A 15046-nucleotide genomic window follows, 5' to 3' on the forward strand; every position below is an offset into this window, starting at 1 on the left:
AGCCAACGTGGGTCGTGTGGGCGGTCTGATGTTGCACGAGCAACCGAACTCGGTAGCCAACAAAGGACGGCAGCGCAGGCTTTCGCGGAATGTGCCGGAAAGGCGTGCGCTGCCCAGCTCCAAGCTGGTACCGCACGCTGAGCCGGAACAGACATTCGTCGAGGTTGGTGAGCGTCGTCATCGGCTGGATTTTTGAGCAGGAAGGACCGGCCGGGCACCCTTCCCGGTCGCCTCTAAATCCAAGAGTTGCCTATAATTTCGATCGATGATTCCTTCAATTCTCGGTGTCGCTTCCAGGGCCTCAGCGGCGCTGGGTCCCTTCCTTGCTCCGGTGCTTATGTTCTGGTTCTCTTGGGCAAGCGAGCTCATCACTAGTTCAGACGCGGCGATTCTTGGTGCGAGATAGATTTCGTTTTGCACATTGATTTCTGGGAAAAGCGCGTTTCGGCAGACAGGGCAGGGATTGCAGTTATCAGCGCCCTGGGCGCAGCGGGCCTTGTTTAGGCTGCGAAGATAATCTTCCCAATCCCTTGACACACGTTCGGTCTGCTCAGAAGTTGCTCTTCCTTCCAGAATTGCCTGCTTGTCTTCCTGGTATCGAGCTATGTTTTTCTCTCGTGCCGATTTCTCTTCTCTTCTCTGGCTTGCTTCCGCCTCGGCTCTATTGGCGTTAGCCAGTTGCGCCGCCTTCTTTGATGCATCTGCTTCTCTCGACGCGGCTTTGCGGTTAAATGCAGCCGATTCCTCCAATGCTTCAATCGCTTTTGTCTCCTTTAGCAAGATCGCATCCCTAGCCCTTGCATAGTCCGATACCGTCACGCGCCTTCCCTCCGATACGCCGGAGTTCACGCGATAGATGTACTGTGCAACGATTGTTGACCCATTCGGTAAGAAGGTCGATCGCATCCCAGATTCGAGCGCCTCGTCTGATGACTCCCCAGTGCCGTGCAGCGCAGCAGAGATCTCGCTGATCGCCTGTGGCTTTCCGTCGGAAAGATCGCAGCCGCGACAAACGACGCTGACGAGCACGCTCTCTCGTTGGTGTGATGCGAGATAAGAAGCTGCGATGGCGTCGGATTGCTCGCGTGCACTACGCAGCAGCCTGCTACGGGCGTAAATGTTCATGATGTCCTCGGTGTAGCTGAGGACAGTTCCAGGACTCCCGATGCTCGATGAGCGAGATGGCGGAGAGCTTTGCGGCGGAACCAGAACAACGTAAGGTTGAGCTAAGACCTGTGAGGATTGCAGTACCGACAAAGCTACAAGCACAGCAAGAAGAATTCTCATGGTTTCACCTCATTTCTATCCGCGGATCGCTGCGGTATTGGGGCTTCCATGGCGAGCTAAGAGATGATAGATCGCCACATTCGGCTTCTAATTCATCTGAATCGGTACCAGTGCTTGTCCAAACACGGCTCCACAGGTTTCGGCGTCGGCGACAAGTGCCTCCTGATGCGGAATGTTCAACGAGAACGTTTGCTTCGCATGCGGGTTGCCGTACGCCATGGCGGCGATCAGTAATCCGCGGCTTTGCTTGTACATGCTGTGTTCGGCAATGACTTTCAGGCTGTTGAACCAGTTGTAGTCGATGAAGTTCATTGGTGCTCGTTCTTGATCTGGGCCGCGCATGCGGATACCGAGCCAGGGACGACGGAATACATTGAGGAACTCGCCGGTCTCCCAGACGATGACGCGTGGATTTTGCTTTCCTTCGGCGGCGAAGAACGCTCGTGGTGAACTATTGAAGACAAAGGCTGGTAGGTCGTCGAAGCGCATTGACATATTCAGCGCGAGAGCTCCACCAAGCGAGTGGCCCGTTACGATGAGTTGTGTGTCAGGTTCACTTTCACGCAGATTCGTGATGTGGTCGTAGGCTTCACGGTGCTGCCAGGGCTCGATGAGTGCCAGGTTTGTCTTCCAGTCTTTCAGGCTGGTGAACTGAGTACCGCGGAACGCCACCACCATCTCACGGGGTGAGGATCCATCACGGACGTACTCATCCAGGCCGAGTCCACTGCTGCTTTCGTAACGATGAGTGCGTGTCCATCCTGGGATTACGTACTGCCCCTCGTCTCTGTAGGCATTGCTCGACATGAGTGCGTACAGGTAGGTGCGGTTCGCCACTTCTAGCTGCCAGGCGGGGAAGTGTTCTTTGACGTAACCGACATCGCAACTCATATAGGCGTATCGATCATCGACAAGATGTTTTTGATCGGGCGACGGAATTTGCTCGCTGATAAGCCCAGAATGGTTACATCCAGCGCCCATCAGTGCAGCAGCCATCACCAATACTCGCTTTGTGTTTGTCCCCATCAGTGTCATGCGCATACTCCTCCTTGAATGGCGCGCTGCGTGCCCGGTACTTACCTGGCGAGTGCCTAGTGAAAGTGCTGGTTGCCCCAGGGCTGCGGAACAGGGCGTTCTTCATGAAGCCATAGGAAAGCGCACTCTGTCTGCAATTTCCACTGAGCCGAGAGCGGCGCTCAGTTTAGGCGGGGGGCTGTGACGGACCACTGCCGGGAAAATGCTTGCGCCACGAAGATGGTGGCGGTGTCGTTATTAATTGGCCTGGCGGTATCGGGCTGCCGCACCAGTGAGGCCCTTCGCCCTATGCGCGGGAAGGCTGTCGTGACCGTCAAGAACCGTTTTACCTGCACAGGCGCCCAGGCCGCGGCTCGCCGCGCCGTTGGGTAGCCCCGCGTTCGACCTGTTGACAACAGGTGCGGAGCGCAATGCCCTGACGATGCTGTCGCTGGCCGACGGGCCCGCCTCGCACTGCCCCATGGGCGACCCCGTGCCGCGCCCCGGCCTGGACTTCGGCCCCACCGAAACCGTGGCGCGCGCCGGCTACAGCCTGCTGCACAGCGCCGATCTCAAAACACCGTATTGGGTGTGCGAAACCTACACCGCCCGATCCCTGCGCAGCCTCTACGACCGGGGCGGCCTGAAGTTCAGCGCAGACCCGGAACTGCAACTGGCGCACGCCGTACCGGCGGACTACAAGGGCTCGTCCAAGTATGTGACCCGGCGCGGGCAAGTCTTCCCGATCGACATCGGCCACATGGCGCCGGCCGCGGCGCACGCCAGCACCTCGCAGCGGATGGTCGACACCTTTTATTTGTCCAACGCCGTGCCGCAGCACGCGTCCGTCAACGGCGGCCAGTGGGCGCGGCTGGAAGCCTGCGCACGCACCGCCGGCCCGGTGAGCGGCCCCAAGTGGGTCATCAGCGGCCCGATGATCTACACCACGGCGGACGTAAGCGAGATCACGGTGGACGTGATCGGCAATGGTGTGGTCGTGCCTACGCACACCTGGAAGATCCTGGTGTACCGGTCGCCGGAGGGGGGGGGGCTCAAGTCGTGGGCGGCGGTGATACCCAATGGGCCGTTGCCGGAGGGATGGCAGCTGCAGGATTTCGTGGCGAGCATTGATGACATCGAGGACGCCACGGGGTTCGACTTCTTGCAGGACTTCGAGGCTTCCGAGCAAAGGGCGTTAGAGCGCGTCAGGCACGCCATCTCTTGCCAGTGAGGGGTATAAAGGATTTTACGGTCAGACCTATTCAGGGGTGTGGAATGGATTCGATTGATGACTTAACGCTTGCAGTGATAGCTCAGAACAACCTGCTCCTTGCGCTAATTCGCACTCATCCAAATCGAGATGTGTTGGCCACGGCATTTAAGCAAGCGCAAGAGCAGTTCCCCGAGGCGAGTCAGCTATCGGCAGCCAGCCCGAGACTGTTCAAGTTGACAAGCACTACAATTGCAGCGTTTGAAAAAGCATTCGTGACGCAGCTCGATCCACTTAGCGATGACGTAGGGCGATAGACCCACGCTGAAGCTGTATCACGCAAGCCGGTTAGCGGACCCCTGCCTCAACGATGAATGGGGAGGGGTCGGATTGCCAAACATCGCCCCATGGCATCACCCGTTGTCTTGGGTATGACAGATACAGAAGTCGCTTGGACCGAGTCGCTGCCACGAAAGCATTCCGGCGCTCCTCGTCCTGCTGCTTTCTGGTCATCGCGCGATAGTCTGGGAACACCCCCTTAGCCATGCCCATGACAAAGACCGCGTCGAATTCTAGGCCCTTCGACGAGTGGACGGTCAACAGGGCTACGCCGTCGCGGGTGGCTTGGCCCGAGGTTCCCAGTGCAATATTGCTCAGAAAACCTTGGAGCGTGCGCGCCCGAGAGCCTTCAGATCGCAGGAAGTGATCCCACTCTTGACGAAGCACTGCGACGTCTTCGCGGATGGGGCGCCTTTCAGGCTCGGCGAGTTGATCGGCGTAGTCATCGAGAGTCTTGAAAGCCGGCATAAAGTCTAAGCGGCGCTGGTTGCTGTCGTGGACGGCCGAAATCGCTTCCGAAACAGCTGTGCACGCCGAGGAGCCCTTGAATTTGGCCATCGAGCGAATAAGTTGGACGACCTGTTCGGGGTTGGTCGGAGCTGTTGGGGGTCTGGGCAGGTCCCAGCGCTTACAGATCGCCGCCAAGTGCAAGCCATCCTTCGGATTGCTCAGAATCCTCAGCACTAGCTGGAGATCGTCCGCTACGCTCGACTCGTTCTCGTGAGTGACAGTAAGTCGCTTGTAATAGGGTAAGCCACGGTCCGCCAGCTGTCGCTCAACACTAAGCAAGACATAGCGAGTACGTCCAAGGATGGCGAAGCTGCTCGGGGCTAAGGGGCCTTCAACGTCCGGGTGTCCGTCTTTAAGTAATCTAACCAGTTCATCGACCACTCGAGCCGCCTCATCAGCCTCATTGGCGCCCACAATGAGTCGTGCAGAACCCTCCACTGCCACTTGGCCTGCGACTTTGTAGGTTGAATCGAGCGCCTGAGCGACCCGCACCACGGATCGCGAGGATCGATAGTTCTCATTGAGGTGAATCTCAGCGGCGTTAAAGTCAGACTTGAAGTCGGCAGTTAGGTACTTCGGGCTGGAAGTGTTGAAGCCATATATCGATTGGTTCGGATCGCCGACCATTATGATGTTGCGGAGAGAGCTTCCAGCCAATGCTCGAATGACCGCATACTGTGCTTCGTTGAGGTCTTGCGCTTCGTCTACGCAGACATAGCCATAGACGCGCCGATACAAGTCGGCAACCTGTGGGAATTCAGAGAATAGTTGGTACGTATACAACAGCAGGTCATCGAAGTCGCAAGCGCCAAACGCTTGCAGGCCAGAGTTATAGCCTTCGTAGACTCGCTGAGCGACAGGGTCGTCGATGCCGTTGTCAGCAATTGTCAGAGGGTGCGCCTTGATGTGCGCAATGCCCTTTAGCCAGGCGTCCAACTGCTGACTCTGCTCTTTGGGCGGCAAATGCGACAACTCATTCTTGAGGTAAGGGTCCTGTTCCACTACCTGTGCGAGGATTTGCCTTCGGTCGGCGTAGTGTTCGAATATCTGGGGCATTGTTGAAAGCCCGATATGCTTGCCTCGATCGGCCAGGACATCCACACAGAATCCATGCAACGTGCCGATGAAAGCTCGTTTTCGGGCCTCCGCTAGATCGCTCAGCCGGTCAGTCATCTCCTTCGCCGCCTTGTTAGTAAAGGTCAGTGCGAGCACACGAAAATGTCCAGGTACTTGAGTAAGCAGGCGACGGATGCGTTCGGTAAGCACTCGGGTCTTTCCAGAACCCGGGCCTGCGATCACGGCGAGTGCGCCATCGCCAAAGTCGACGATCTGACGCTGCTGTTTAGAAAGGCGTACCGTAGACATGCGTGTCTCCGTTAGTGAAGACCGAACTTAGTCGAATCGAGCTTCTTGAGGTCGAACCTCTTTCCAATAACATCGAGGAGCTTCGCGACTAGCTTGGGGACCCGACGCTCCGGGTCTGCGAGTGTCAAGACCGCGGTTGCTAAAGGAGTTGCGTAACGCGTCTTCTTTCCACTGACCATGTCATGCGCTGCGCGCTTTCTGCCTTCCGCTCCCGAGTAATCACGAATCTGAGTCGCGCCGTCGATAGTCTTGCCCTCCTTGCCATTGAGGTTGGCGATGTACTCGTCCAGAGCAGTTGGGCCGACGTAGTTCGCAATGGCGACCTCAAAGGCGTCCAAGTAATCCTCATTCATTAGATGAGCCTCAAGGTCAAGTTTGTTGGGGATAACCACGATGTTGTCGTGTGCGGCGATGTCATCGATGCCTGCGCGCTTTGCGTCCGCCTTAAGCTTGGCGACGGGCTTATCCTCGCCATCGGAGAAGACGTACCAGGGAATTCCAAAGTTCTGCGCCAGCCAGATAAAGGGGAAGTAGTCCGTACCGCCTACGCCGACGAAGCTCAAGCCCAATTCGTGCGCCGACGCTCCCCAGTAGGCCTGAGCCCAGAGGGGGAATGCCTGCTCTTCGGTCTCGCCTTCAAACAGGACAACCGCGCGCGCAAAGAGCAAGTCACCGCGAGAGGCGATAACCGACCTTTCCAGCTTGCGTACATCATCGGAAGTCAGTGCTTGCATCGGGAGTCGCTTGGCTTGAGTTACCCCAGCATGCTTGGTGAAGAGTCGCAGTTCTCCCAGTTTGGCTTGCCCGGCGAAGTATGGAGAGTGTGTGCTGACGATGCGTTGCCCCGGAATAGATTTGATCTGTGCGAAAAGTGCGCGCTGAGCTTGGGGGTGTAGATGCGATTCGGGCTCCTCTAAGGCCAGCAGCGAGTGCGTTTGATCCCCTTGCTGTTCGGCGAGGGTATACCGCCATGACATAAAGGCACGGAACACGAGGAGAGAGGCCAGGCTACGCGTACCCATCCCATGTTTCGAAAGCGGAAATGCCTGTGCGCCGGTGGTGGCGAAGGTAACGTCAACACCCTTGGACAGATCGCGTAGGCGACGTGCTACTGGCGTGATGTCCACCGCGGCGCTATCAGCGCTGACTACGGACGACATGTCCGATAGATTGGTCCGTAAGTGCTGGAGTACCGGGCTTTTGGTTACCATGCCCTCATTAAGCTCGGACAGGGTTTTTTCGAAGGCTAGGATGTCGGCATCGGTCAGTCCCAGGTTGTCCGTCAGTCGTCGCCAGAAAGAACCCTGGCGACGAAGATCGTCCTCAAGATCGCGCTTGGCGTCTATGTAGTGCAGGGCGACGTGCTCCAATTGCTCAGAGCCAAGACCTTCGGTAGAAATCTTGCCCGTCAGCCAATCTGCAGGGGTCTTCCATTCAGTCAAAAACCTGCGATCAAGAACGTAGTCCCCTTTGGCAGGGTTCCATGCAAGCGTTGTGCGAAATGCCATGAAATCATGGAAGTTGTTGTCTTGCGAGATGCCGGTTCCCCACAGCGACGTCCAATAGCTTCCAGCTGGGAAGGCATCTATCTGCTTGCCATCGGCATCGAAGGGCCGAACGCATACGTCGATCGTGGCCACGCGATCTTGCGGAACGACGGCTTCGCCCGGCCCGACATGAATATCGTCTTGACCTAAGCTCCTTCGGCCGGCGCCAACCGCAGCATAGATCGCTTCGAGAAAACTAGTCTTCCCGGCATTGTTGGCGCCGACCAGAACAGTCAGATCATCCAATTCCACGGCGACGTTCGTCAAAGAGCGAAAGTTCGATACGCGAACCTCTGTTACGCGGACGCCGGCGGATTGGAGGGGGCTAGCTGAAGCAGTCACTTTAGTTTCTCCAGAGTTGAGCGGTAATGCACCTCAATGCACGCAGGTCGCTTGCTAAAGATTCTTCTCAAATCGGCGGACGAAACTGGTTAGGGTTACGTTGAAAATGGCACAGTACTCGCGCAATTGAATTAGGTCGAGTCGCCGAGTTCCGTTCTCGATATCGCTGATGTGCGACTGCGATCGCCCCAATGCCTGCGCCACATCCGCTTGCAGCATCCCAGACGCAAGCCGCATCTCCTTAAGCAACTTGGTAAGTACTTCGTTCTCGTGCTGATGAATTGACTTGGGCATGGGTGTGGCCGGAAAGCGGTAGGCCACACGGAAGCTATATCGACTTTCCTGATATCGGAAAAATCGATATGATCGGCTTGTGGGGCAGGGTGCCCGGGGCTTTGGCCGGTACTTCCGGACGGGCGCTGCCCGAGACTTCACCGCCAGCAAGGACCGCAGTCATGCCCCTCCCCAACCACCTCAGCCTCCCGCCCGACCTGCTCCTACAGCTCTGGCCCGCCCCCTCCGACCCCACCACCGACGCCATCGCCCTGGCCGCGCTAGGCCCGGAACGGCTGGACCGCTTGTGCCTGCACGCCACCCACCGGACGCAACGGGCGATGGAGGAGGCGCGCGGCTTGTTGGAGGTCGCGTTGGAAACGTTGGAGTTGCAGTTGTCGGCCGATCACCAGCGCCGGTTGCTGGAACGCGCAGACGACGAGCTGGCCGCGGCGCTGCGTTGGGGCACCTTGGCGGCCAATGCGCGCTTCTGCCGGGAGCAACCGGGGCTGGCGCAACAGCTGTCCGGCGCGCTGGGCGAGGCACGGGCGGGCCACGCGGGCGCGCGGCGTCGGGTGTTGCGCGCTGCCAAAGGAGGGGCGGCGTGAGCTTTCGCGCAGCGTCCGGGGAAAGTGCGCTCTGACCCCTGTTCCCAGAGGCAGAGCCGGCTGCGCCGTTGCCCGCGGAGCCGCTGCCATGGCCGACGAGCCGCCTAACCCCGCCCGGCGGGTCCATGCGTTTCCAACGGAGCGGGACGACGGCGTGCGACGCACGCCCCTGGCCGAGTGTATTTGGTCGGCCCTGGGGCAGCGCTTCATAGGACAGTGCAGACGGGGAGGTATCCATGGGACGGCTTACGCTTTGGTTCTCGATCGCCGTGGTGGTGGTGCTGGCCATGGCGCTGACCTTGGTGCTGACGCGCCCCATCGATCCGATCCATCAGCCGGGGGTTAGCTGGACGCGCGGGCTGTTGAGGGGCGATACCCTGCGCCTGCTGGACTCCGGCCGCTACGTCCACGTCAGCTGGTGCGACATCTGCGAGGACGAGCGCGCCTACGGCCGCTGGTCCCGCGTGGCGGGCGGCTACCGCTTGCAGCCGGATTCGGGGCGCCCGCCGTACGTGCTGCAGCTGGCGCGCTATCGTGGGTGCGCCGTCCTGTCGAAATCGCCGGTTGTTCCCGGTTCGAGCTACTTGGATCTCTATACGCGTGTCGGCGACAAGTGCGATATGAGCTAGATGTGAGTTCGGTGGATAGGTAAGCGCGGGCGCAGCGGTCCGGTCGGCAGGCTTGAGGAGGACATCATGAAAGGTTTCGTCGCAGCAGGATTGGCGCTGATTCTCCTCGGCGGTTGCGCCACCGACGCCACGATCCAGACCACGAGCGGTCAGTTCGCAGGCGAGTACTACAGCGGCGATGGGCTCGGCCGCGCAGTCACGGTGGTGCTGCGCCCGGACCACACCTTCGAAAGCGATTGGCAGGGGTGTCTGGGCGTCTACGGGACGGCCCGCGGCACCTGGCAGCTGCAGGGCGATCAGCTCGTGTTCGCGCCGGTGGAGGAGGACAAGGATCTGGTCGGTTTTCTGCGCCAGGCCACCACGATCCGGCACGACGGGCGCCTGGGCTTCGCCAGGAGCTCGGATGTGAAGGGTGAGAAAGTGAATGCGAGGCTGGTGTTCTTGAAGCAGCCTGCTAGCCGGTGAGGCCGGGCGCGGCGAAGGGGTTGCGCTTTCGTCGTCGGGCGTGGGCTGGATCCGTCGCCGCCTGCGCGGCTGCCGCGTTTGAGAAGGCCTTGAAGCGAGCGCCTACTGTTTGAAACAAAACCCGCCGCCCGCGGGGCTCCTGGGTGGGCGCAACAGGGGGCTCACACAGGAAGGCGGCTGTAGAACTGCGCCAGTGCTTCGCCCAGCGGCATCGGTGTGCGCGCGGCGGCCGCAAGCAGGCGTGAGAGAGGGACCTCGTCGCCGGTTCCGAGCACGCCGGAATAGTCGACGATGACCTCGGAACCCAAGAGCCGCGCGGCGCCGATGCAAGTGGCGGCGCAAAGCGCCAGCACGGCATCGTCCCTGCGCCTGGGCACTTCGGTGACGACGAACTGCCAGGCCGGGATGTCGGGCCCGGCGTCCTGATCGGGGTCGTGGCGGTACGCGATCAGCAGCGCGCAGCGCAGGGCGCCTGTAGCTTCGAGCACGTAGTAGTCCGCGGCGGGCACCACCACCGCACGCACGGGTGCTCCTGAAACGAGCAGGCGTACCGACAGTTCGAGCCTGTCGTCGCGCGCCAGCAGGGTCTGGAGCGCGCGCTCTGTTTCCCGGCATAGGGCACCGGCATCGAGCGGGATCGGCGACTTCGCCCTGACAATATAGGAATCGCTCATCGGGTCCGTCCCTAGGGCATGCCGTGGGTCGCGTGGCTGCGGCGGATCGTAGCGTATCCGCTGCGCGCCCCGATCAATGTGTTCCGGCTGCGGCAGAATGCGGTGTAGCGTTTCGCCGAAGCGCACCGCGCTGCACGGATCGTGCCGCGCCTAATCTCAGGGCTGCCCCGATGCTGCATCACCTCTCTATCGCCGTCGCTGATTTACAGAAGGCCGGCGCATTCTACGACGCTGCGCTGGGCGCCTTGGGCTATCGGCGCGTGTTCGAGGACGAGACCGCCATAGGCTACGGGCTCGTGGACGGCGAGGATCAGCTTTGCCTGAAGCTGCGGCCCGGCTCGGCGCCGCCGGGGTCTGGGTTCCATGTGGCGTTCGCGGCGCCGTCGCGTGCGGCGGTGGATCGGTTCCATGCGCAGGCATTGGCGGTTGCGGGAACCGACAACGGCAAGCCCGGTCTGCGCCTGGACTACGGGCCTCACTACTACGCGGCGTTTCTGATCGATCCCGATGGGCACGCTATCGAGGCGGTCATCAACCACGCCTAGGCGGTATTGGCACGCCTAGGGTGAGAAGGCCGGCATGCCGAAGCCGGACCCCGCTGCAGCGTGAGCCTGAGCGATGCTCATCGTCGGGGAAGACTGGCATGATGGCTGAAACTCACGCCCATGCTGTCTAGCGGCGCACCTCAGCACCTGTGGTCGGTGGCATGGTCAAGCTCACGACGAACCAACGCAAAAACCTGGTAATTGCCGCTGCCGCTGTGCTGGTTATTGGGTTCAGCACCTGGATCAGCTTGGACCCGAAGCACTACTTCTTCTACGGCGATGAAGACAGGGCGCAATGGGAGCATCCCACGGGCCCTTTCCTGATCTTTTGCGGCTTCTATTTGCTTGAAGCCCTTTTCTTGGCGAAGGTCATAAAGCTTGGGGGCCGACTGTGGCCTCGTACCATGCTCGCAGCAGTGCTGTTCTTGCCTTGGGCTGCGTTATCGACGATTTTCGTCGTGCATGCGCCGGGTTACATGCATGTCCATGCTCTATGGACCTGGCTGATATCGGCGGTGCTGGTGCTTACCTTTTTCGTGTCGGCGGTGCGACACCTGTTCAATAGCTTCCGTGGCAGCCACGGCAGCGACTAGCGGCTCAGCTAACCAGAAGTGGTGAGAGTATGGCGACGCTCGTCGCGGACGTGGATGCGGAAATCGAGGCGGTGATTGCTGCCCTGGTGAGCTCGGGGCTGTGCTGGCGCAATCCTCTGACGGATCAGATCGTGGTTTGGAGTGCGGCGGGAGATCGGCTGGTGACTCAATCCGAAGCTCATGCGCTTCAGTGCTGGCACGGCGGTGCGACGCTTCAGCTATGGAAGAACGAGTCTGAGGACCTCATCCTTGGGCATGCGGATGTTGGTGTGCGCTTGTACTTCGATGGATGCACCGCATTTGATGTAGCTACATGCCTCTCTGTGCTCATCAGTCAGCAGCTGGCCTATCGGGTCTTGCCTGAGTAGTTTTCGGCAGGGTGAGTTGGTCGACGTGGTTGATTTCGATGGACATGCTATCGAGGCGGCAAGGCTAGGCTGTTGTCGATTTGATCGACGGCGCCACTACCCAGAGGCACTGCGCCACGCTTCGTGTAGGAGCGGCGTGAGCCGCGATGGCGCCACCTCGGCTGTTGCGTAATCGCGGCTCACGCCGCTCCCACAGAAAGCGCAAAGCGGGGAAGGCGCGGGAGGACAGCACCGGCGCAGCGGACCGCATCGCGGCCCACTGCGCCCGATCCCTTACCGCCCCGACGGCGCCGGATACGCGCGCGGCAAGCCGTTCTCCGGACGCAGGTATCGATCCCGCAGTTCCGTCTGCCGGCTGCGCATCTCGATCGCGCGGCCGTTCATCCACACCTGCAGCGCGACGCTGCTGACTTCCAGCGGGTCGCCGCTCCACAGCACCAGGTCGGCGCGGTGGCCGGGGGCGATGGTGCCCAGTTCGGCGGACACGCCCAGGGCTTCGGCGGGCACGCGGGTGAGGCCGGCCAGGCCGTCTTCCCAGGGCAGGCCGGCGGCGACGGCATTGCCGGCCAATTGCCGGGTCTTGCGCGCGTTGTGCGAGGCGTCGCCGCTTTGGCTGAAGCTGACTGCCACGCCGGCGGCGCGCAGGCGCGCGGCGTTTTCCATGCTGGCGCCGATCTGGTCGAAATCGCCGGGCAGGTTGGCCAGCGGGTCGACGAACACCGGCACCTTGGCCGCGGCCAGTTGCGGGGCCAGCTTCCAGGCTTCGGCGCCGCCGGCGATGGCGATGCGCACGTTGTGGCGCGCGGACCAGCGCAGCAGTTGGCGGATGTCGGCGGCGCGGTCCACGCCCACCATCACGCGGCCACCGCCGTCGAGGTAACGCGCTAGCGTGGCGCGGCCGGCGGGGGTGAGCAGCGCGGCGTTCGAGTCAGGCCCGATGCGGCCGCGCGCTTCGGCGATCAGCTGGTCCAGGATCATCCACTGCGCGGCGCGGGAGTTGCCGGTGAGGCCGGAAGCGTCGCCGCCCAGCTTCACGAACAGCACGCGCGCGCCGGTGGGGTCGGGGCCGCCGTCCAGGCGCATCACGCCGCCCTGGCCGGCGACGATGGAGCCGCCGGTGGCGGTGCCCGCGCCCAGCAGGGTCCAGCCGATGCCTTCGATGCGGGTGACCGGGATCAGCACCGACTCGGGGTTGTAGGCCAGGGTCACGTCGAACTCGGGGCGCACCGTCATCTGCTTGGTGTCGGCGCCCAGGGCCAGGGTTTCGTCGACGGTGCTCTTTTCGCCGGAGACTTCCTCCAGGCCGATCTCGGTGATGCCGCCGAACAGCGTCGGCGTGAGCGGACGGCCTTCGGCTTCGATCACCTGCGCGCCGGCCGGCGCTTTCAGGTCTTTGCCGATCGCGCGCACCTGGCCGTTGCCGATCAGCACGTCGGCGCCTTGCAAGCTACCCTGCGCGGTGGCGGTGTGGACGGTGGCGTTGCGGATCAGCAGGTCCTGGGCGCTGGCGGTGAAGGTGACGAGCAGCAGCGCGGCGGCGAGTGCGGCTTTGCGCAGGCCTGCGTGTTTCGAACTCTTGATCGCAGCATCCACACCCGTCATTCCTGCGAACGCCGGACCCCATGTTGCGGTTGCTTGTGCCATGACCTGCCGTCCGTGCGTGTGGGGGCCCGAATCAAAATGGGTTCCGGATTTCGCCGGAATGACGGTGGTGTTGGAGGCGGTAGCGCAAGCGTTGGCGACAGCGGAGTAAGCGCGGCTCATTGCACACCTCCGGCGGCGCTGGCGCCCTGGCCGAGCAGGAAGTCCGAGGTCGGCTGGCGGTTGCGGTCGTTGCGATCGAAGATGCGCGCGCCGTCCACGTAGACCTGTTCGGCCTTGGCGTAGACGCTGAAGGGGTTGCCGTTCCACACCACCACGTCGGCCATCTTGCCGGTCTCCAGGGTGCCGGTCTGGTCGAGCACGCCCAGCGACTTGGCGGCGTTCTGGGTGAGCCAGCGGATCGCGCGCTCCGGCGGGATGTCGATGCCGGCCAGCTTGGCGTGCGCCATCACCTTGGCCGCTTCCTGGTTCAAGCGCTGGATGCCTTCCTGCGAATCCGAATGCACGATCGCGCAGCCGTTGGCAGGGCGGTCGACCAGGGCGATGTTTTCCTGGATGCCGTCGAAGGCTTCCATCTTGAAGCCCCACCAGTCGGCCCACAGCGCGCCGCAGACGCCGTCCGCGGCGAGGCGGTCGGCGATTTTGTAGGCCTCCACGCCGTGGTGGAACGCGCTGACCTTGAAGCCGAATTCCTTGGCCAGATCCAGCATGGTCGCCATCTCATCGGCGCGGTAGCAGTGGATGTGGACCAGGATGTCGCCCTTGATGGCGCCGGCCAGGGTGTCGAGTTTCAGGTCGCGCTTGCCGCCGGCGTCTTTGTCGCTGTCGGCCGGGGCGCCGTTGCCGTTGGACGAACTCTGCCACCAGCTGCGCTTCTTCTTCGGCTGCTCGGCCTTGGGCGTGTTCTTGCGCACGTACTCGCTGGCGTCGATGAAGGCCGCGCGGTAGCCGGCGACGTTGCCCATGCGCGTGCCCGGCGAGGTGTTGCGGCCGCCGTAGACGCGCTTGGGGTTTTCGCCGCAGGCCATCTTCAGGCCCCAGGGCGCGCCCGGGAATTTCATCGCCTGGTAGGTGGTCGCCGGCACGTTTTTGAGGGTGACGCCGCGGCCGCCGATCAGGTTGGCCGAGCCCGGCAGCACCTGCAGGGTGGTGATGCCGCCGGCCATGGCCGCGGCGAAGCCCGGATCCTGCGGCCAGACCGAGTGTTCGGCCCAGACGTTGGGGGTGACCGGGCTGGTCATTTCGTTGCCGTCGCTGTGGGCGCTGACGCCCGGGCTGGAGTACACGCCCAGGTGCGAGTGCACGTCGATCAGGCCGGGGGTGATCCACTTGCCGGTGGCGTCCACGCGGGTGGCGTCGGCCGGCGCGTCCAGGGCGGTGCCCACGGCGACCACCTTGCCGCCCTGCATCAGCACGTCGGCGTTGTCCAGGCGCTGGCCGGTGCCGGTCAGCACGGTGGCGTGCTGCAGCAGCACCGGGCCGGCTGCGACCGGGCGGTAGGTGCTGGGGTACGGGTCCTGGGTGTAGCGCGAGCCGGACGCCGGCGCGGGCGGGGCCGCGTGCGCGGCGCCGACCAGCAGCGCCAGGCCGCAGCCGGCGAGCAAGGGTCGAAGCATGGTGGTTTCCCCGAAGTGACGGCAAGTCAGTCCCGAACCGTAGCCGCCCGGCCCGGGCG

16 protein-coding genes are annotated in these 15046 nt (G+C 62.1%); 8 read left to right on the forward strand and 8 right to left on the reverse strand.

Annotated features, from left to right (window positions below; translation table 11 throughout):
• Positions 1-177 precede the first annotated feature (177 nt).
• On the reverse strand, positions 178-1125 hold the full coding sequence (locus LVB77_RS03455) for a hypothetical protein (protein ID WP_232908819.1): 948 nt from the start codon (positions 1123-1125) through the stop codon (positions 178-180).
• Between the two features lie 249 nt (positions 1126-1374).
• Positions 1375-2328, reverse strand: a complete 954-nt coding sequence (locus LVB77_RS03460; RefSeq protein ID WP_232908820.1) for an Mbeg1-like protein — start codon at positions 2326-2328, stop codon at positions 1375-1377.
• A 415-nt stretch (positions 2329-2743) separates the two neighbouring features.
• Here LVB77_RS03460 and LVB77_RS03465 point away from each other — a divergent pair, with 415 nt between their 5' ends.
• The gene (locus LVB77_RS03465) at positions 2744-3532 is read left to right on the forward strand and encodes a DNA/RNA non-specific endonuclease (protein ID WP_232908821.1); all 789 of its coding nucleotides are present in this window, start codon (positions 2744-2746) and stop codon (positions 3530-3532) included.
• 44 nt (positions 3533-3576) lie between these two features.
• Entirely contained in the window at positions 3577-3828 is a 252-nt protein-coding gene (locus LVB77_RS03470) for a hypothetical protein (RefSeq protein ID WP_232908822.1), read from the forward strand.
• Between the two features lie 31 nt (positions 3829-3859).
• Here the strand turns inward: LVB77_RS03470 and LVB77_RS03475 are convergent, their stop codons facing one another.
• The 3 genes from LVB77_RS03475 to LVB77_RS03485 form a co-directional block, all read right to left on the reverse strand.
• Positions 3860-5725, reverse strand: coding sequence for an ATP-dependent helicase (locus LVB77_RS03475; RefSeq protein ID WP_232908823.1), 1866 nt, complete (start codon positions 5723-5725; stop codon positions 3860-3862).
• A gap of 11 nt (positions 5726-5736) precedes the next feature.
• Positions 5737-7539, reverse strand: a complete 1803-nt coding sequence (locus tag LVB77_RS03480; RefSeq protein WP_232908824.1) for an AAA family ATPase — start codon at positions 7537-7539, stop codon at positions 5737-5739.
• Between the two features lie 129 nt (positions 7540-7668).
• A complete protein-coding gene (locus LVB77_RS03485) occupies positions 7669-7908 on the reverse strand; it encodes a helix-turn-helix transcriptional regulator (RefSeq protein WP_343226219.1) in 240 nt (79 codons plus the stop codon).
• Positions 7909-8069: 161 nt separating this feature from the next.
• Between LVB77_RS03485 and LVB77_RS03490 the strand changes: the two genes are divergently transcribed.
• From LVB77_RS03490 to LVB77_RS03500, 3 genes are all read left to right on the forward strand, one after another.
• A complete protein-coding gene (locus LVB77_RS03490; RefSeq protein WP_232908825.1) occupies positions 8070-8495 on the forward strand; it encodes a hypothetical protein in 426 nt (141 codons plus the stop codon).
• Positions 8496-8731: 236 nt separating this feature from the next.
• On the forward strand, positions 8732-9124 hold the full coding sequence (locus tag LVB77_RS03495; protein ID WP_232908826.1) for a hypothetical protein: 393 nt from the start codon (positions 8732-8734) through the stop codon (positions 9122-9124).
• Positions 9125-9190: 66 nt separating this feature from the next.
• Positions 9191-9589, forward strand: a complete 399-nt coding sequence (locus LVB77_RS03500) for a YgdI/YgdR family lipoprotein (protein WP_232908827.1) — start codon at positions 9191-9193, stop codon at positions 9587-9589.
• Between the two features lie 161 nt (positions 9590-9750).
• Here the strand turns inward: LVB77_RS03500 and LVB77_RS03505 are convergent, their stop codons facing one another.
• On the reverse strand, positions 9751-10263 hold the full coding sequence (locus LVB77_RS03505; RefSeq protein WP_232908828.1) for a hypothetical protein: 513 nt from the start codon (positions 10261-10263) through the stop codon (positions 9751-9753).
• A gap of 170 nt (positions 10264-10433) precedes the next feature.
• Here LVB77_RS03505 and LVB77_RS03510 point away from each other — a divergent pair, with 170 nt between their 5' ends.
• From LVB77_RS03510 to LVB77_RS03520, 3 genes are all read left to right on the forward strand, one after another.
• Positions 10434-10808, forward strand: a complete 375-nt coding sequence (locus LVB77_RS03510) for a VOC family protein (RefSeq protein WP_232908829.1) — start codon at positions 10434-10436, stop codon at positions 10806-10808.
• Between the two features lie 161 nt (positions 10809-10969).
• Positions 10970-11401, forward strand: coding sequence for a hypothetical protein (locus LVB77_RS03515; RefSeq protein WP_232908830.1), 432 nt, complete (start codon positions 10970-10972; stop codon positions 11399-11401).
• Positions 11402-11430: 29 nt separating this feature from the next.
• Positions 11431-11769 (forward strand): hypothetical protein, encoded by a 339-nt coding sequence (locus LVB77_RS03520; protein ID WP_232908831.1) that lies wholly within the window; start codon positions 11431-11433, stop codon positions 11767-11769.
• A 273-nt stretch (positions 11770-12042) separates the two neighbouring features.
• Here the strand turns inward: LVB77_RS03520 and LVB77_RS03525 are convergent, their stop codons facing one another.
• Both LVB77_RS03525 and LVB77_RS03530 read right to left on the reverse strand, forming a co-directional pair.
• The gene (locus LVB77_RS03525) at positions 12043-13326 is read right to left on the reverse strand and encodes an amidohydrolase family protein (protein WP_232910146.1); all 1284 of its coding nucleotides are present in this window, start codon (positions 13324-13326) and stop codon (positions 12043-12045) included.
• Between the two features lie 203 nt (positions 13327-13529).
• Positions 13530-14987 carry an amidohydrolase gene (locus LVB77_RS03530; RefSeq protein WP_232908832.1) on the reverse strand — a complete coding sequence of 486 codons (1458 nt, stop codon included), beginning with the start codon at positions 14985-14987 and terminating at the stop codon, positions 13530-13532.
• Positions 14988-15046: the final 59 nt, after the last annotated feature.

Source organism: Lysobacter sp. 5GHs7-4 (assembly GCF_021284765.1).
Taxonomy (GTDB): Bacteria; Pseudomonadota; Gammaproteobacteria; order Xanthomonadales; family Xanthomonadaceae; genus Lysobacter.